We start from the raw sequence: 18950 nt of genomic DNA, 5'->3' as shown, positions 1-18950 counted from the left end.
CTGGCTCTGGCTCTGGCTCTTCAGATTGTGATTCGTCGCTCGACTCGTCAACAAAAAAATCGTCAGATTCAAAGCTTTCATCGCCTAATAACGCAGTAAAGTAATCATCCAGTGCTTGTTCACTAGAGAGACTTGGCTGCGCCATTGTTGATTCTTTATTCGCGCTCATTTATCGCCAACCTTTCGAGATAAATAAGCAACTGTTTATAAGCAAATACACCACGGCTACCCGATGCAAAATGAGAGGCTGGCAAGCGTTTTAGGCTCGCGTCTCGAAACTTGGTATCAATCGGCACAGCAGACGTCCAAACTTGGTTTGGGTAATCATCTTTGAGCTGCGTTAATGTTTGCAGTGAGGCTTTGGTTCGCTTGTCGTACATCGTCGGGACAATCGTCACCTTAAACGGTGTTTTGCGCGACTTCTGCATAATGGTCAAAGTGCGAATCATGCGCTCTAAGCCCTTCATCGCCAAAAATTCCGTCTGCACCGGAATCAATATACGATCGCTTGCAGCCAATGCATTGACCATCATCACACCCAGAATTGGCGGGCAATCGATCAACACATAGTCATAGTCGTCTTTCAAAGCGGCCAAAGCGCGTTTCAAGATCAACCCCATGCCGCTTCGATTTCCCATTACACGGTCTAATGTCGCCAAAGACATGTGGGCAGGAATAATATCGATACCTTCGACTTCCGTCTGTAAAAGCAAAGGTCTTACCGTCTGCGCGTTAAACTCACGCAACTGGAACAGATCAAACAGGCTCGATTCCACCGTATCTGAGTCGTACCCCAGATAGGTGGTCAGTGATGCATGTGGGTCAGTATCAACCAATAGAACACGGTGCCCCTTCAACGCAAGTAAACCTGCTAGAGTCACGGTCGTGGTCGTTTTACCAACACCACCTTTTTGGTTTGCAACACTCCAAACAATCATTTCGATTTACCTAAGCTAACCCAACTTCAACCAAGATCCTTTCCGCTATGCGGTCTAGAGGGAGGTCTTCAGTAGAAATGCCAGCTTTTGCTACAGCTTGAGGCATACCATATACAACACAACTATCTTCGTCTTGTGCCCAAATCGTCGAGCCCGCAGTTTTCAACATACGCGAACCTTCTCGGCCATCTGCTCCCATACCGGTCAGTATCATAGACAAGACTTTGTCGCCGTAGATCTTCGCTGCAGAGCCGAATGTGACATCCACACAAGGCTTGTAGTTCATGCGGTCGCCGCCATCGATAATTCTTAGACGTGCAGACCCTGCGCGGCCATCCACCATCATCTGTTTACCACCCGGAGCAAGATACGCCACGCCAGGCTTTAGCACATCACCGTCTTGCGCTTCACGAACTTCAATCTTACACAAGGTGTTCAAGCGACTAGCAAAAGCCGCTGTGAATGTTGCTGGCATATGCTGAACTAACACAATTGGATGTGGGTAGTGTGCAGGGATGCGAGTCAAAATCTTCTGTAGAGCAACAGGGCCGCCAGTCGAAGTACCAATGGCTGTTAATTGATACTTCTTACCTGACGCTCTGAATTTCGCCGTTGATGCAACCGCAGGCTTCGCTGTCGAAGTCGAAGCTGCTGTTGAAATCGGCTGGCGCAATAGCGTAGATGTTGAAGTCGTCGCAGTCGCTCTCGGCGCAATAGGAGCACGACGCATAAATGCACGCTTCGCTGCAATCTGAATCACACGCTGTTGAAGCAATGCAACTGCATCGTCGCGGTTACGTGCAATGTCTTCAAACTTCTTAGGAAGGAAGTCGAGAGCACCTGCATCTAACGCATCTAACGTTGCTCTCGCTCCATCATGCGTTAACGATGAAAACATCAAAATAGGCGTTGGAGACGCGGCCATGATCTCACGAACGGCAGTGATGCCGTCCATGACAGGCATTTCAATGTCCATCGTGATTACGTCAGGTCTTAGCTGTTTCGCTTTCTCAACCGCTTCTTTACCGTTTACTGCGACATCAATGACTTCTAGGCGAGCCTCTGAGTTGATGATCTCGCTAACGCGACGACGAAAAAAACTCGAATCATCAACGACTAATACTTTAATCGCCATATTTATCCTTAAATTAAATTCTTGACGCAGCTGCGTACTGCTTCAACAAGTCCGGCACATCTAGAATCAATGCAATGTGTCCGTCACTTGTAATTGTCGCGCCTGCCATTCCTGGCGTGCCTTGCAGAAGTTTATCAAGTGGCTTGATCACGACTTCTTCTTGACCGATAAGCGTATCGACAACAAAACCAACACGTTGGCTACCAAGTTGCACGATAACAACATGGCCGTGCCCTTTACGCAGTTCAACAATACCCGCTTTAGGTGCAAGCCAGTTTTGCAAGTAGAACAACGGAATAGATTTATCGCGAACGATGATCGTCAGCTGACCATCAACCACGTTTGTGCGGCTTAAATCTAGGTGGAAGATCTCGTTAACCGATGCCAATGGCAATGCAAATGGGTGACCCGCAACACCGACCATCAAGGTTGGTAGAATCGCTAGGGTTAGTGGAACCTTGATGGTGATCTTGGTGCCCTGTCCCATTTCTGAATCAATATCAATAGAGCCGTTCAGTGTGTTGATCGCTGTTTTCACAACGTCCATACCCACACCACGACCAGATATATCCGAGATCTGCTCTTTGCTTGAGAAGCCAGGAGCAAAAATCAGGTTGAAACACTCTTTATTTGATAAGCGAGACGCTGCATCTTCATCCATCAGGCCACGTTTAACCGCGATAGCACGAAGCTTATCAGGGTCCATACCGCCACCGTCATCAACGATAGCCAGTTCAATGTGGTCACCTTCTTGAGAGGCAGACAGAATCACTTTACCCGTTTGTGATTTACCCGCAGCAACACGGTCGTTTGGCATTTCAATACCATGGTCGACCGAGTTTCTCACCAAGTGAATCAGGGGATCAGCAAGTGCTTCTACTAAGTTTTTATCAAGGTCCGTTTCTTCGCCACGCATTTCAAGAACGATGTCTTTCTTCAAGCTACGAGCAAGGTCACGGACAACTCGTGGGAAGCGACCAAATACTTTCTTGATCGGCTGCATACGAGTCTTCATTACCGCACCTTGAAGGTCTGCAGTAACAACATCTAAGTTAGAGACAGCTTTCGACATTTCTTCGTCGTTGCTGTTGAGGCCTAGGCTGACTAGTCGGTTACGCACCAATACCAGTTCACCCACCATGTTCATGATGGTGTCCAGTGTTGATGTATCAACACGAACTGTCGCTTCAGCTTGTTGCTTCTTAGCCGGCACTTTAACTTCAGCTTTTGCTGGAGCGCTCGGTTTTGGCTCAGCTTTAACGGCAACTGGCGCGGCTGGTTGAGGTTTAGGCGCAGCTTGAGGTGCTACTGCCTTAACTTCTGCTGGCTTAGTCGCGGCATCCAATTCTTCAATCGAAGGTCCATTACCTGAGCCATGTAGTTGGTCAAGTAACTTCTCGAACTCTTCGTCAGTCATCAGATCATCGCCTTCAGACATCGCCGAAACAGGTGCTGCTGGCGGCGTTGGCGGTGGAGGAGGCGTTGAACTTGCCGCTGTCGGGCTCTTACCCGCACCGTGCAATTCATCTAATAACTTTTCAAATTCGTCATCAGTAATATCACCACTGTCAGCAACAGACTGAGGTGCAGCGGGTGCTGGCGGCGCTGTTGGTGCAGAAGGCGCTGTTGGTGAACCACCTTTACCGTGAAGCTCATCAAGCAAGCGTTCAAACTCATCTTCAGAGATATCATCGACTGAAGATGCATTGATGTTTGAGCTTTCAGCAGTAGGTTCCGGAGCAATAACAGGCTCAGGCGCTGCAACAACAGGTTCAGGGATAATAGGTGCAGGCGCTTCTACTGGTGCCACTTCATCCGCAGACTCTGGTTTACAGAGACGGTGAAGTTCATCCAATAAAGATTGGTCGGCTGGCACTAAAGGTTCCTGATCTTGCACGGCGCGAAACTGTACATTGACTGTATCTAGCGCCTGCAGCATGGTATCCATCAAACCTGATGTTACGCTGCGTTGGCCGTTTCGCAGAATGTCGAACACATTCTCAGCACCATGACAAGTATCCACCAGCTCAGTTAATGCTAGGAAACCAGCACCACCTTTTACTGTATGGAAACCACGGAAAATAGCATTTAATAGGTCTTTGTCGTCAGGGTTATTCTCAAGCTCTACCAGTTGTTCTGATAGGAGTTCAAGGATCTCTCCTGCTTCGACTAAAAAGTCCTGAAGAATATCTTCGTCTAAATCGTAGCTCATACGTTACCTTTAAAATCCAAGACTGGATAACAAATCGTCGACTTCATCTTGAGATGCGACAGCGTCTTCGCGCTCTTCTGGGTTCATAATTGGACCTTCAGGCGCAATCGATGCTTTCTTCTCTGACTCTGGAGTTGGCTCTTTTTGATTCGCACCGAATACCGTGAGAATCTCGACCAAACGTCCTTCCACCTCATTCACCAAGGTAATAACTTTGCTGATTATCTGCCCAGTTAAATCTTGGAAATCCTGAGCCATCAAGATTTCAGTCAATTGTCCGCGTAGTTCAGTACTGTCGCCTTCTACTTGGACAAGCAATCCATCAATGCGGTGACATAAAGCTTTAAATTGTGCCAGCTCAATGCGGCCATGCATCAGTTCATTCCATTGAGGCCTTACTTGAAGTAAACACTCGTGTAGGTTGTCTGCGATTGGCATACAGCGATCGACAGCGTCCATCGTCTTATTTGCCGCAACTTCCGTTTTATCAATGACATACTGAAGGCGATCCCTTGCATCAGGGATTTCGTCATTTGCGATAACGCTGATGCGTTCATCGAAATTGAATTGAGTCAAAGAGTCGTGGAGGTCGCGTGTCAGACTTCCTATTTCTTGAAGCATTGGATTGTCTTGAAGACTAAAGTTATCTTCATAAATGCTTCTCACAAGAGAATCAGCATTTTGCTGCTCATCGTTCTCAAGCAGCTCTACTAATTTTTTTGCTTGTTCTAATGAAATCATCCTGAATTCGGCCTTACTCCGCATACTTTGTGCGCTTAGGCTATCGAGATAAACAGATAACTTATCAGTCAGTGTTTACCTAGAAGTGCCTAAATTTATTGATGCTTATAAGCGATCAAAAATCTTATCAAGTTTCTCTTTCAGCGTTGCAGCAGTGAAAGGCTTCACAATGTAACCATTAACACCCGCTTGCGCAGCTTCGATGATCTGCTCACGCTTCGCTTCAGCTGTTATCATAAGCACTGGAAGGTGCTTAAGTTCTGCGTCTGCGCGAATGTGTTTAAGCAGGTCAATCCCTTGCATGCCTGGCATGTTCCAGTCAGTTACCACGAAATCAAATTCGCCTTTTTTCAGCATAGGTAACGCGGTCAAGCCATCATCTGCTTCTTGAGTGTTGTTGAAACCTAAATCGCGAAGTAGGTTTTTAACAATTCGGCGCATCGTTGAAAAATCATCAACAATGAGAATTTTCATGTTTTTGTTCAAATTAGCCTCCACTGAATAGGATCAGTGTTGTTAGTCGTTCTGTGTCCAAGCACTTAACTTAGTGCGTAAACGCTGCATAGATTGGCTCAGTATTTGGCTGACACGAGATTCGCTGACACCTAACACTTCCCCAATCTCTTTTAAATTGAGTTCTTCGTCGTAATAAAGCGAAAGCACAAGGCCTTCCCTTTCCGGAAGTTGTTTTATCGAATCGATCAAAGCTTGGCGGAATGACTCATCAGCAACCCCTTGAAAAGGCGTATTATCTTGAGAGTCTTCATTCGGAGATATTACATCATCTGAGACGCCTAAATCTTCAATTCCAACCAGTCTTGAGCAATTAATGTCAGTTAAAGCACTGTGATACTGCTCTAAACTGAGCCCCATGTGTTTTGCCACTTCGGCATCACTCGGGTCGCGGTTGAGGATACCCTCTAATTCCGCAATTGCACTGCTGATTTCTCGATTGTTCTTATGAACCGATCTCGGCACCCAGTCCCCACGGCGAATGTCATCCAACATTGCCCCGCGAATCCGAATACCAGCATACGTCTCAAAGCTTGCGCCTTTGGTACCATCATAGTTTTGTTGCGCTTCAATCAAGCCGATCATGCCAGCTTGAATTAAGTCATCAACCAATACATTAGGCGGTAATCGCCCCAACAAGTGATGAGCGATACGTTTAACCAACACAGAGTACTTCTCAAAAAAAGCCTGTTGGCTATTGTGATTAGCGTGTTGGTCGTAAGTAAGCGCTTTATTCACCAAATGGTTCCTCTATAAATTCAGTACGATTCAGCAGCCTTTCAACAAAGAACTCCAAGTGTCCGCTCGGTGTTTTTGGTATTGGCCAGGTCAAGGCTTTGTTAGCCAAAGAGCTGATTGCCAATGCAGCTGGAGAGCGAGGAAACGCATCGACTACGATTTTCTGTCTCTTGACTGATTGACGTACTTTATCATCTAAAGGAATACATGCTACGAGTTCGAGGCTCACATTCAAGAAGCGCTCTGTGACCAAAGTCAACTTTGCAAATAATTCTCGGCCTTCGCGGTAGCTTCTGACCATATTTGCAACAACTTTGAATCGCTGAACTTGGTGTTCTCTGCTTAAAAGCTTAATCAAAGCATATGCATCCGTGATCGAGGTAGGTTCATCACATACCACGACAACCACGTCTTGCGCCGCTCTTGAGAAGCTGATCACCATGTCCGAAATACCGGCTGCGGTATCAACCAACAAGATATCCATCTCGTCTTCAAGCGAACCGAATGCGCGAATCAAACCAGCATGCTGTGCGTGTGAAAGTTCAGTCATGCTTTGAGTGCCCGATGTCGCTGGAATAATTTTAATTCCGTGCGGCCCTTCGACAATCGCATCCTTAAGTTCACATTCGCCAGCCAACACATGCCCAAGGTTTCGTTTAGAACGAATACCTAGCATGATATCGACGTTCGCTAGTCCTAAATCGGCATCTAGCACCATGACTTTTTTGCCTTGGCGCGCCATGCAAATAGCCATACCTAACGTCACATTAGATTTACCAACGCCTCCCTTACCACCGGTTACAGCGATAACTTTTGTGAGTGAAGGCTTGGTTAAGCGACGGAGGCCGCTAGCTTGGTCATGTATCATATTTTCATTCATATTTATCCGCCGCCTAGAGCCCTTCAGAATCGCTATTCCAGTAATGAGGTTCATTCTCTGTAGATTTTTCTAATAGCTCATTAGCCTTAGCAATCATGTACTTTGGCTGAGCTATAACGATATCTTCAGGAACTCGTTGACCATTTGCTATGTAAGCAACTGGTAATGCATTTTGTATTACGACACTGATGAATTCACCTAGACTTAGGGATTCATCCAGCTTAGTCATGATGCATCCCGACAACGGGATTCTTCTAAAGTGTTCAATTGTTTCTTGCAGCACTTTGCGTTGCGCGGTTGCAGGCAACACAAGGTAGCTATTGATAACGGAACCACTCTCTTGCATCAATGTGTCTAACTGCTCAGATAGGCGAACATCTCGTTGTCCCATGCCTGCAGTATCGACCAGAATCAGGCGACGATTACGTAACTGATATATTACATCGGCCAGTTCGCTAGAATCTTTAGCAACTCTTACAGGACAACCCATAATTCGGCCGTAGATCGATAACTGCTCATGTGCACCTATACGATATGTGTCAGTTGTCACTAGTGCGACGTTATCAGCGCCATATTCCATGGCAGCACGTGCAGCTAGCTTTGCAACAGTCGTTGTTTTACCCACGCCGGTTGGGCCAAGTAGAGCCACAATACCGCCGCGTTTTAAAATATCTTTTTGTGTAACGGAGATTTGGTCAGCAACCAGAGCTAACAGAGCCTTCCATGCACGTGCAGGTTTAGTATCTTCAGGAATGTAGCAAGCCATTTGATCGGCAAGCTCTGCAGATACACCCATACGTTCAAGGCGCTTAATAAGCATGGCTCTCAGTGGTTCACGGCGCTCAACTTCTTGCCACATCAACCCAGAAACTTGATGCTCTAACAGACGACGAATTGAGGTCATCTCTTCGCGCATCGTTTCCATTTCAGTATCAGAACCTTTGGACTGAGTGTTCTCTCGACCACGATCATAACGGGTAGGATCCAAGCGAGGTGTCGGGCGCTCTACTCTGCGGTCTTCAGCAATCAACTTAGACAAACCCGTTTCACGAGCAAATGCAGAATCAAGATTTCCGTGAGACTGTTGGTTACCGTGAGATTGCTGATGGCCATGAGACTGCAAATTGCTTTGAGTCTGATGACTATGAGGCTTATGGCCCGTGCTTGATTGGCGATTGAGCAATGCTGACAATGAATCTTCATTTTCTGCACGATGCTGTGGCTCATCATCGGCGCCATGACTGTATTGCTTAAGCATATTCGCAAAGCGCTTAGTCATTGAGCGTCCACCTTCAACATTCGACTGTAGGCTAACCTTGTCATCGTCTAGTTGACGTCGCCCAGCAGGAGCTGCGGGCGCGGCCATTTGCGTATATTGGCTTTGTGCAGGCTGCTGAGGTTTATTTAATCTCTGGCTCGCTGTCGACGGGCTGGATTCGCCATCAATAGCGGCAACAATTTCCACGCCACCTGCGACCTTTTTGTTAGACATGATCACCGCTTCTGAACCAAGTTCTTCTTTAACTTGGAGCAGAGCCGTTCGCATATCTTTTGCAAAAAATCGTTTAATTTTCAATTCGATTGTCCATTCTAATTAGGCGGCTTAATTACCAACAGCTTGTACTATACGTATCTGCTTTTCGTCCGGTATTTCTTGGTAAGACAAGACTCGCAAGCTTGGGATCGTGTTCTTCACGAACTTAGCCAGAGTCGAACGCAACACGCCAGAGGTCAATAGTACCGCGGGCTCACCTTTCAGCTCTTGCTCTTGTGTAGCGTGGCTGAGAGAGGTCTGTAAACGTTCGGCTAAACCAGGTTCAATACCAGCAGATTCTCCGCCGGATGCCTGCATGGTTTGATGCAAGATTTGTTCCAGCTCAGGAATCAAGGTTATCACTGGTAACTCGGGCTCTATACCATTGATTTCCTGAACAATTAATCGTTTCAATGAGATGCGAACCGCCGCAGTAAGTATGTCAGGTTCTTGACTCTTACCTGAATACTCCGACAAAGTTTGGACTATGGTTCGAATGTCACGAATTGGAATCGCTTCATTCAGCAGGTTCTGTAGCACTTTCACAACCACACCCAACTGCAATTGATCCGGTACAAAACCTTCCACCAGCTTAGGTGTTGAGCGGCTGAGCATCTCAAGTAAATTCTGAACTTCTTCGTGGCCAATGAGCTGCGATGCGTTGTTGGTTAGCAGCTGGCTAAGGTGTGTCGCCAGTACTGTAGAAGAATCTACAACGGTATAACCTAGAGCTTGTGCGTGTTCACGCTGCTCTTCACGAATCCAAACCGCTTCAAGGCCAAAGGCAGGGTCAATCGTCGGCTCGCCATCGATCATGCCATAGACTTGGCCCGGGTTAATCGCGAGCTCCATGTCTGGCTTAATCTCAGCTTCACCCACAGCAACACCCATCAGGGTAATACGGTAGCTGTTTGGTGTCAGTTCTAGGTTATCGCGAATGTGTACCGCTGGGATCAAGAAACCAAAGTCTTGAGACAGCTTTTTACGCACACCTTTAACGCGTTCAAGCAATTCACCACCTTGGTCTCTATCAACCAAAGGAATTAAACGGTAACCCACTTCTAAACCAATAATATCGACAGGTTGAACATCATCCCAAGAGAGCTCCTTCTGAGAGCCTACTTCTCCATTCGCTTCAACTGTCGCCGGAAGGTTAGGCTCTTCCGCCTTCTTCTTGTTCTTTTTATCGATGTAATACGCCCCCGCGCCGGCAACGATGGCAAGGCTCAAGAACGAGAAATGTGGCATACCCGGAACAATACCCATGATGCCAAGGATGGCGGCGGTGATCATCAAGGCTTTTGGATTGTCGAACATCTGGAAGACAAGTTGCTCACCCATATCTTCATCAGTATTTTGGCGCGTTACCATCATCGCAGCTGCAATAGACAGTAATAGAGATGGAATTTGTGCAACCAGACCATCACCGATAGTCAGTAGCGTGTAGATTTCGATTGCTTCACCAAAACCAAGATCAAACTGAGCCATACCAATGCTCAAGCCACCAATGATGTTGATGAATAAGATTAAGATACCAGCGATCGCATCGCCTTTAACAAACTTAGAAGCACCGTCCATCGAACCGTAGAAGTCAGCTTCTTTGGTGACTTCAAAACGTCTCAGACGCGCTTGGTCTTGGTCGATCAAACCTGCGTTCAAGTCGGCATCGATTGCCATCTGTTTACCCGGTAAGGCGTCTAACGTGAAACGCGCGCTTACTTCCGAGATACGACCCGCACCTTTGGTTACAACCATGAAGTTGATGATCATAAGAATCAAGAACACCACTAAACCAACCGCGTAGTTACCACCGATAACCACGTTACCGAAGGCTTCAATCACGTTACCTGCCGCGTCGCCACCTTCGTGACCATGGAGCAATACCACACGTGTCGAAGCAACGTTCAAGGCCAATCGAAGTAGAGTCGCAATCAGCAGGACGGTCGGGAATGCAGCGAAATCTAAAGGCCTGCGGGTATAAACCGATACCAATAGCACAACCATAGACAGTGCAATATTGAAGGTGAAGAACATATCCAACAAGAAAGCTGGAATGGGCAACACCACCATAGCAAGCGTTGCAAGTACCATAACAGGTGCACCAATCGCAGGCATGGCACGGTTAGGGATTTTAGGTAGCTTGTCCACAAAAGGCAGGGAGAATTTCATAAATCTAGACAGTTTCGCTATGTTGTAGCTCTCTGAACAAGTGGATTAAATCTTAGTCAGGGCTGTTTTGCTATGGGCTTATAATGTTCAGGCTACTACAGCAAACACTGTACCAACATCTCACGTCAAATTATCGCCATCACCTCTATAAAAGGAAGATTAGCTAGCTCACTATTATCAGGGTTCATCACGCAGAGCTCAAGCAATTGATCTAATGACGTAAATCAGGTGGGATCGGCATATTAGAATCTTGCAGTTTTGGTCGCTCACCACCTCGTTTTCGGTACTGTTTAAGCTGGAAAACATATGCAAGCACTTGCGCAACTGCCGTAAACAGACCGTCAGGAATTTGTTGTTCTAGCTCAGTGGTGTGATAAAGCGCCCTCGCCAATGGCGGCGCTGGAACTATATAGATGTCGTTTGCACGCGCAATCTCTCGGATCTTCATCGCCATGTGGTCGACACCTTTAGCAACCACAATTGGTGCTTTGTCTTGATTCTGCTTATAGCGCAGCGCCACTGAAAAGTGTTCCGGGTTGGTCACAATCACATCCGCTTGAGGGACATCAGCCATCATGCGACGCTGAGCCGCTTCCCTTTGAAGCATGCGAATTCGGCCTTTCACTTCCGGCTTACCTTCAGTGTCTTTGAATTCGTCTTTGACTTCTTGTTTGGTCATCTTCAATTGATCGGCGTGTTGCCAGATCTGGAACGGGATATCAATCGCCACCACAATCAGCAGTGAGCAGCTGATCAACAGGATGAAATTGAGCAAGATATCCAAGGCATGAAAGATGTTCTGCGGGTACACATCCATACTCAGCTGCATTAAATCATGCTGAGAGGCTTGAATCAGATAAATCGCCATCCCCGATACGAGCGCTACTTTAAGAATAGACTTGAGCAGTTCAACCCAACTTTGCAGGCCAAACATACGCTTGATACCACTGAGTGGGTTGAGCTTAGACGCCTTTGGCATCGCCGCTTGCATTGAGAAGTTAATCCCACCGACACCCGCAGCGCCGATGACGGCAGCAACAAACAAAGTTATCAGTATCAAAAACAGCGGGAACAGCAGGTTCACCAGTGCACCACCAGCGATTTCTAGGAGTTTGTTAGTGTCAAAGATCTCGTCGCGACTCAAAGAGAACAGGCGTTGCATCGCCTCGAACAAAGCCTTCGCCATCGATTCGCCAAACCACATTAAAGCAATCGCACCGACAATTAATACCGATGCTGACGCTAGCTCTTTTGACCTTGCAACCTGCCCTTTCTCTTTGGCCTGTTGCAAGCGTTTGGGCGTGGCGTCTTCTGTGCGTTCTTGACCGTCTGACTCTGCCATTTCAGTCTCCTAGCAATCTAACCGGATTAGACGACATATCTGTTGTTCGCCCTGCATCCAGAATAGCTCATAGTGACTATACAAACCGCCAAGGATGTACCAACAAAGTAACAGACCCACGAGTAGCGCAAATGCAAAACCCAAAGAAAAGATGTTTAACTGAGGTGCCGCACGCGTCATTACACCAAAAGAGAGGTTAATCGTTAGCAGCGCAATAATCCCCGACAATGACATCGCTAATGCCGTTTTGAACATGATGCCGAGCCACAACGCGAGCTCTCGAAAATCCACAGAGGTTAGAGAGCCACTGCCAATCGGCAAGGTCTTAAAACTAAACACCACCAGCTGCAGCATTTTCAAGTGACCATCGGTCGCCAAAAAAAACATGGTCGCTAGCAGCATGAACAGCTGACCAAGTACCGGCGTATTTTGCCCGTTAGCCGGGTCGACCATTGATGCAAAACCCAAGCTCGATTGCATACCGAGGATCTGACCCAGCATAACAAAGGTTTGAATCATGAACTGGGTAACAAAACCCATGGCCACGCCAATCACAATTTGCTCGAAGACAGTCAGGAAGCCTTGAAAGGACAGAAGTTCAATCTCTTTGGGAACGGCCGGAATCGCAGGCATCACCGCAAAAGTGATCGCCAAGCCTAAATACAGACGAATACGCGGCGACACGAAGCGTGCCCCTGTTACCGTCATCACCATCAGCATCGCTGAGATGCGAGTGTATGGCCAAAAATAATTGGCTAACCACTCTAGTACAAGGCTCGTTGGGTATTCCATATCGGTTTAATACAGAACTTGCGGCAAGCGTTCGATGAGCTCAAAAAAGAACTCCATCATCATCTGGGTCATCCAGTGTGCGAATAGCATCAACGCCAACAAAGTTACGATCAAACGCGGCAGGAAACTCAGGGTTTGTTCGTTGATTGAGGTCGCAGCTTGGAAAACAGCCACAACCAAACCGATCAGCAGGCTAGGAATAATGATGGCGCAAACCATGATTAATACCATCCAAAGGGCATCTCGGAACAACTCTACGAATATTTCAGGATTCATTATTCCCCCAGCTACAAGGCAAAACTGCCGGCGAGTGTGGAGAGTATCAAGTTCCAGCCATCAACAAGAACAAACAGCATCAACTTAAACGGCAGCGATACAATCATCGGTGACAACATCATCATACCCATAGCCATCAATACCGATGCCACCACCAAGTCGATGATTAGGAAAGGCAAGAACAGCATAAATCCGATTTGGAAAGCCGTTTTTAATTCCGATGTGATAAATGCTGGAATCAGCACCGCCATCGAAACATCTTCAGGGTTAGTCACTTCCGCGCCAGAAATCTCAACAAAGGTTTCAAGATCTTTGATTCGAGTCTGCTTGAGCATGAAGGATTTAATCGGTTTTTGGGCAACATCAAATGCCTGTCGTGCCGATATCTGTTCATTAAGATAAGGCTGAACTGCTTGTTCGTTAACTTGATTAATCACTGGCGACATGATGAAGAAGGTCAAGAATATCGCGATACCAATAATGACTTGGTTAGACGGTGTTTGTTGTAGACCCATCGCCTGACGCAAGATAGACATCACAACCACAATACGAGTGAACGATGTCATCAAAATCACCATCGCCGGCAAGAAGCCAAGCATGGTCATTAACGCGAGAATTTGCAGGTTAATCGAGTAGTCTTCACCGCCATTGGCATTGGTTGTCATGGTAAAGGCAGGTATGCCGCCACCATTGCCAGTCAAGCTGCCCGTGGTCATGGTTGTCGATTTGGCTTGGTCTTGTTCCATCGTGCTGATAGTGACCGATTCCGAGCCAGCGGTATTCGCAGGAATGACGGTGCCGTCTTCAGCTTGTGCAAATACCGACACACTGAATACGATTGAGCATAGGAGAATAAGCTGAACCAACCACACTTTCACCGCTCGGAAAGCTCCGGCTTGGTGAAAGTAAGAGGAGTTCAAAAGTCCGTTACTTGTTTGCATCTTTTTTTATTAGCTGGGAAAGCTGACTTGAAAATGTACTTTTTTCCAGCATCTCCTGAGTAAGAGGTTTATCGAGCTTAGAGATCAGCTGAATCGATTGTGTGGTAATCCCTACCAAGAACTGTTCATCGCCCGCTTGCACAATAGCGATACGCTCTTTAGTACCAACAGGGATTTGCCTAACAATCGCCAAACCTTGTTGATTCGACATCGCAGGTACTTGCATTCGCTTGAGTAGCCAAGCAATAAATAAAATGAAGGCTATAACGAAAATTAGCGACCCAAAGGTGGTCGCTAAATCGAGAGAAGGCGGTGTTGCTGCAAAGGCAATGGAAGGAGCCGTTAATAGCCCTACTCCCAAGATTCCTCGTAACAAACCTGTCATTCCGAGAAAAGAGCCCGCCAGTCTTTGAGACAAAAAGCTCATTAACGCAGCTTCTTAATTCGTTCTGTTTGGCTAATAACGTCAGTCAAACGAATACCAAATTTGTCGTTTACTACAACCACTTCACCGTGAGCAATCAGAGTACCGTTAACCATCACATCCAGTGACTCACCAGCAATTCGATCAAGCTCAACAACCGAGCCTTGGTTCAATTGAAGTAAGTTACGGATACTGATCTGAGAGCGGCCAACTTCCATCGAAATAGTCACTGGAATATCCATAATGGTATCCAGCTTACGACGCTCATCTTCAGAAATCGGAGATGATGAATCGGTTAGCTCATCAAGTGGTGCCGCAAGCACATCATCAACATCAATTGACGGCGCTGAAGGATCTTCACCAAGTGCTGCAGCCCATTCGTCTGCTAGCTTTTGATCTTCACTAGGTTCCATTACCAATTCCTATACTTTTATCTATTTTACTATTCGTCGTCATCATCACTGTTTTCGAGCTCAGACAATAAGTCTTTACCTAGAAAAGCGAGATCAGTTTTAACCACATGTGGTCTTTGAATTTTTTCCGAAATCTGTACTGCAAGCTTCTCACCAGAACGGCCCATTTTCACACGATAAGTCGGCAGTTCTTCGACAAACATGGTTGCGTGCTCAGGCATGTTCATTGGGATAACATCACCAGGGCGCAGCTCCATCAGATCACGAAGGGAAATATCTTGCTCTAGCAAATTCACGCGGAAATTGACGGGCACATCCATGATCTCATCACGCAGTGCGGTACTCCAACGAACATCGGTTTCCATCTTGTCTGATTGAACACCCGCATCCAGCAGTTCACGGATCGGCTCAACCATGGAGTAAGGCATGACAACGTGGAAGTCACCACCACCACCATCCACTTCAATGTGGAACGAACTCACAACAATCACTTCGGTTGGGCTCACAATGTTCGCCATACTTGGGTTCACTTCAGAATCCAAGTATTCAAACTCAACCCCCATCACTGGCGACCAAGCTTCTTTGTAATCTTCAAAAACAATTTTCAGCAGTAACTGAATGATTCGTCTTTCAGTAGGCGTGAATTCACGACCTTCAATCTTGGCGTGGAAACGACCATCACCGCCAAAAAAGTTCTCTACGAGAATGAAAACCAGACGAGCTTCCATGGTGATGAGTGCCGTACCTTTCAATGGACGGAAACGAACCATGTTTAAACTGGTGGGTACATACAATGTGTTTTGGTACTCACCAAACTTCATCATCTGTACGCCGTTGATCGACACTTCAGCCGTTTTACGTAACATATTAAACAAGCTGATACGCATATGACGTGCGAAACGCTCGTTAATAAGTTCAAGGGTCGGCATTCGACCACGGACGATTCGATCTTGAGATGAGAAGTCGAAATTGACCGCATTGTCATTTTCGGTTTCTAAGACATCTTCAACTTCTTCAACATCATCAACGCCATGTAACAGCGCATCAATTTCGTCTTGGCTTAATAAATCGGTCACAAATTACCTATTGAATTACGAAGTCAGTGAATAACACTTTTTCAATCACAGGCTGGCCAACAGCTTGAGCCAGGCTTGCTTTAATATCTTCTGTTGCCTTATTACGCAGTTCCACGCGGCCTGTTGGTGAGCGCAATTGATCAACCGTTGCCGAAGCGAACGTGGCCAGTAGCGTACTTTCTACAAGTGGAGAGTGGTAACGAGCCAGGTCTTCATTCTTACTGCCACGTACCATGAGCTGTGCTTTTATCTGAACTAGGCGATCTTTTTTGTCACCTGTCACATTAAACAAGAAGGGCTGAGGAATATTAACATACATAACCGGCTCTGCAGCGACCACAGCCGTTGCTGGCTGAGACTGAGATTCAGAGGCGCTATCGTCAGAACCTAAGAAAAAGTACAGCGCACCACCTATACCAAGCAGTAACACAACTACGGCAATAATAATTATAAGGAGCTTGCTCTTCCCTTTAGGTGCATCTTGTTCTTCGGCCATATCTTACTCTAACTTCCTGTTCTTGCGATTAACTGATGGTTCTTTTTATTAACTGGTTTTTTCTATTAACCAAGCGTTCTTAGCCTGATATTAGGCATAATAACTAATTCCATCACGCTTTGATGCGACATTCAATTCAAGATTGCTGTCACTATCAAGGTTTTCATCACCTTGCGTATCATTTGTGCGGTTAGCGCCGGATTGTTGCTCACCATTGTTGTATCTATCTTGTCCCTGACCGGAGTTCTGTTGTTGAACAGACGAATCGGCAAGCTGCAGACCTTGCTGAGCAAGCATCTCTCTCAAGCGAGGTAAGGTTTGTTCAATCACATCTCTCGCTTGCTGATTACTCACCGTAAAGTGCACGTTTGCCACGTCATTATTCATGGTCATGCGGATTTTCATTTGGCCCAATTCTGGTGGGTCGAGACGAATGTCCAAGTTCTTAAGGTTCTTAGACATCATCATTTGTACTTTTTCAGCCACTTGCTCATTGGCTAGCTCTTTGGTGAGCTGTAAGGGCGCTTGTTGAGCAGCTTGAATTTCAGCTCGCGTAGGTGCTGAACCCACCGTTGCCGTACCTTGTGCACCAGCCGCAGAAGCGATCTGCTGAGCAAAGGTCGAATCTTTAGAATCTTCTTTAGCACCCGCTTTACCCAAACCAGACAGTGCTGCTGCACCGGCGCCCGCTTTAAGAAGCGTATCAGTCGAGCCTGCTTTTGTGGCAGCTGGCGTTGCATTCATCGCCATTCCTTGCGCGGTTAAAGCTGGATCCAACGTTGCTTGCTGCTGAGGTGAAGCCACATTAGCTTGTTGAGCTGCGGCCTGTTGGGCTGCATGTGCATTATTGGCGTGCAGCATTGCCGCCTTGTCCGTAAGAGCATTGTTTGCTGATTGAGAAGCGGCCTGCGCTGACACTTGTTGTGTAGCCGTCGCTACAGCTGCTGTTGATGCTGCCGCAGCTAAGGCTTTAGTTTCGCTTGAATCCGTATTATCCCAATCGATAGCAGTGGGTTCACCAGACGCACTGTTCGCAACCGGAGCTTGACTTAGCAAAGCTGTTACTTGTTGTTGAACGTTAGCGAGCTGTTGATTCAACAGGTCTAGGTTAGAGGTCGCTTTAGCCAAAGCGGCTTGCTCATCAACCGTCAACTTAGCGCCACTTTGTTGCTTATCAAGCAAGCTATCGACAACAGACTGCTCTGATTCGATTTGTCCATTCAATTGGTTTAGCGCTTTGGTATGGGCATCTACTTGCTTTGCCAGTTCAATATCCACGGCTGACAATGCTTGGCTCTGCTCGGCAGCAACCGCACTAGCTGCATTCTTTTGGCTCAGCTCTCGGCTCATACTGGCTTCAATTTGTTCTGGAGTGACGCCTTTATCCATCAACTGTCGAATTTCAGTATCAGTTAGCTGAGAAACACCCTTACCTCCGGTAAGTACAGCGATTTCAGAATCGACTTCAAGGCTCTTCTCCTGATTTGCAGCCTTAGCTTGTTGTGTCGCCTTATCCGTAACGGAAACTCCTGCAACAGAAGCACCGGTGATATTACCTTGGGCTTGTTCTACCTGACCTTGCTGAGGCAAGCCTTTGCCGTTTGGCGCTTGATTTAGGGTTTTGTTTGCCTCATCCAATTGACCAAGCAATTTATTGCCTTCGCTCATCGCTGCATTGGCTTGCGATGCCTGCGTAGCACCATCTACCGCTGATGGACCCTGAGTTTGGGATTGAGCAATATGTTCTTTAGATTCGTTAGTCGTATCCTGCGCATCTTTACCATCTGCCTTATCTGCAACAGTCTTATCAGCGACAGTGCTATCAGTGCCCGAATTGGCTTTGAGCTGAGCCTCAGATCCAGACGCAGCCTCTGCTGATGTTTTATCAGCAGCTTTCTCGCCTTCTACTTCTGAAGCTGCTTGCTTGCTTTGCGCTTCGCTCACTTCGTCAGTAGCCTTTGATTCAGCGGAATCACCTTTGTTCGCTTCGGCTGACGCTTCACCTTCGGTAGATGTCTGTTTAGTATCAGGTTTCGCAGTGCTTTCTGTGTCTTTTGCTGCGACTTTACTGTCACTTTCTTCAAAGCCGAGCGCATCTTTAAAGGACTCAAAGAAACCTTTAGAGTCGCCGGTTTCTTCTACCTTGGAAGAGGCAGAACCGGTGTCCAACAACGATGACATTTTGTTGGTCGCTGAATTTGAGGAAAGACTAACATTCATATATACAAGCTCTATCTACTAGCTTTGCTGCCATGAATCAGGCAACAAAAAGAAAGTCGGATGCTTTTCATGCCTTTGGTGGGCATAACGCGCAATTTTATATAAAACGG

At 46.8% G+C, this 18950-nt stretch carries 18 protein-coding genes and 1 pseudogene; all 19 read right to left on the bottom strand.

The genetic code is table 11. The features are described from left to right. Window positions 1–169: pseudogene (locus tag AB4371_RS06610) on the bottom strand (chemotaxis protein CheW); the annotation flags it as partial. Then, entirely contained in the window at window positions 156–938 is a 783-nt protein-coding gene (locus tag AB4371_RS06605) for a ParA family protein (protein ID WP_017064111.1), read from the bottom strand. The pseudogene AB4371_RS06610 and the gene AB4371_RS06605, both read right to left, overlap by 14 nt. Window positions 939–948: 10 nt before the next feature. Next, window positions 949–2073, bottom strand: coding sequence for a chemotaxis response regulator protein-glutamate methylesterase (locus AB4371_RS06600; RefSeq protein ID WP_102321169.1), 1125 nt, complete (start codon window positions 2071–2073; stop codon window positions 949–951). A gap of 13 nt (window positions 2074–2086) precedes the next feature. Next, window positions 2087–4285: a chemotaxis protein CheA gene (locus tag AB4371_RS06595; protein ID WP_102393293.1), complete on the bottom strand. Its 2199-nt coding sequence runs from the start codon at window positions 4283–4285 to the stop codon at window positions 2087–2089. Between the two features lie 9 nt (window positions 4286–4294). After that, a complete protein-coding gene (locus tag AB4371_RS06590; RefSeq protein WP_017064113.1) occupies window positions 4295–5026 on the bottom strand; it encodes a protein phosphatase CheZ in 732 nt (243 codons plus the stop codon). A 105-nt stretch (window positions 5027–5131) separates the two neighbouring features. Next, on the bottom strand, window positions 5132–5500 hold the full coding sequence (cheY, locus tag AB4371_RS06585; RefSeq protein WP_016767062.1) for a chemotaxis response regulator CheY: 369 nt from the start codon (window positions 5498–5500) through the stop codon (window positions 5132–5134). A gap of 42 nt (window positions 5501–5542) precedes the next feature. After that, window positions 5543–6277: an RNA polymerase sigma factor FliA gene (locus tag AB4371_RS06580; RefSeq protein ID WP_017060667.1), complete on the bottom strand. Its 735-nt coding sequence runs from the start codon at window positions 6275–6277 to the stop codon at window positions 5543–5545. Further along, on the bottom strand, window positions 6270–7157 hold the full coding sequence (locus AB4371_RS06575; protein WP_017060668.1) for a MinD/ParA family protein: 888 nt from the start codon (window positions 7155–7157) through the stop codon (window positions 6270–6272). The genes AB4371_RS06580 and AB4371_RS06575 overlap by 8 nt, the downstream gene beginning before the upstream one ends. Window positions 7158–7170: 13 nt before the next feature. Then, window positions 7171–8733, bottom strand: a complete 1563-nt coding sequence (flhF, locus tag AB4371_RS06570) for a flagellar biosynthesis protein FlhF (protein WP_029235190.1) — start codon at window positions 8731–8733, stop codon at window positions 7171–7173. Window positions 8734–8760: 27 nt separating this feature from the next. Next, complete coding sequence (flhA, locus tag AB4371_RS06565; RefSeq protein ID WP_017064115.1) at window positions 8761–10860, bottom strand: flagellar biosynthesis protein FlhA; 2100 nt, start codon at window positions 10858–10860, stop codon at window positions 8761–8763. 211 nt (window positions 10861–11071) lie between these two features. Continuing rightward, a complete protein-coding gene (gene flhB / locus AB4371_RS06560; RefSeq protein WP_017060671.1) occupies window positions 11072–12202 on the bottom strand; it encodes a flagellar biosynthesis protein FlhB in 1131 nt (376 codons plus the stop codon). A 9-nt stretch (window positions 12203–12211) separates the two neighbouring features. Further along, window positions 12212–12994, bottom strand: coding sequence for a flagellar biosynthetic protein FliR (gene fliR / locus AB4371_RS06555; protein WP_017060672.1), 783 nt, complete (start codon window positions 12992–12994; stop codon window positions 12212–12214). A gap of 6 nt (window positions 12995–13000) precedes the next feature. Then, window positions 13001–13270, bottom strand: coding sequence for a flagellar biosynthesis protein FliQ (fliQ, locus tag AB4371_RS06550; RefSeq protein ID WP_029235191.1), 270 nt, complete (start codon window positions 13268–13270; stop codon window positions 13001–13003). Between the two features lie 11 nt (window positions 13271–13281). Continuing rightward, entirely contained in the window at window positions 13282–14211 is a 930-nt protein-coding gene (fliP, locus tag AB4371_RS06545) for a flagellar type III secretion system pore protein FliP (RefSeq protein WP_017064117.1), read from the bottom strand. After that, window positions 14198–14638 (bottom strand): flagellar biosynthetic protein FliO, encoded by a 441-nt coding sequence (fliO, locus tag AB4371_RS06540; protein WP_017060675.1) that lies wholly within the window; start codon window positions 14636–14638, stop codon window positions 14198–14200. The genes fliP and fliO overlap by 14 nt, the downstream gene beginning before the upstream one ends. Further along, on the bottom strand, window positions 14638–15048 hold the full coding sequence (gene fliN, locus AB4371_RS06535; protein ID WP_004739851.1) for a flagellar motor switch protein FliN: 411 nt from the start codon (window positions 15046–15048) through the stop codon (window positions 14638–14640). The genes fliO and fliN overlap by 1 nt, the downstream gene beginning before the upstream one ends. Before the next feature lie 29 nt (window positions 15049–15077). Then, on the bottom strand, window positions 15078–16124 hold the full coding sequence (gene fliM, locus AB4371_RS06530; RefSeq protein ID WP_017060676.1) for a flagellar motor switch protein FliM: 1047 nt from the start codon (window positions 16122–16124) through the stop codon (window positions 15078–15080). 7 nt (window positions 16125–16131) lie between these two features. Further along, window positions 16132–16620 (bottom strand): flagellar basal body-associated protein FliL, encoded by a 489-nt coding sequence (gene fliL / locus AB4371_RS06525; RefSeq protein WP_017060677.1) that lies wholly within the window; start codon window positions 16618–16620, stop codon window positions 16132–16134. 90 nt (window positions 16621–16710) lie between these two features. Then, on the bottom strand, window positions 16711–18840 hold the full coding sequence (locus AB4371_RS06520; RefSeq protein ID WP_372149287.1) for a flagellar hook-length control protein FliK: 2130 nt from the start codon (window positions 18838–18840) through the stop codon (window positions 16711–16713). Window positions 18841–18950: the final 110 nt, after the last annotated feature.

The sequence above is a fragment of the Vibrio sp. 10N.261.51.A3 genome (assembly GCF_041471965.1).
Classification (GTDB): domain Bacteria; phylum Pseudomonadota; class Gammaproteobacteria; order Enterobacterales; family Vibrionaceae; genus Vibrio; species Vibrio crassostreae_C.
This window is presented reverse-complemented; position numbering and strand designations above follow the sequence as displayed.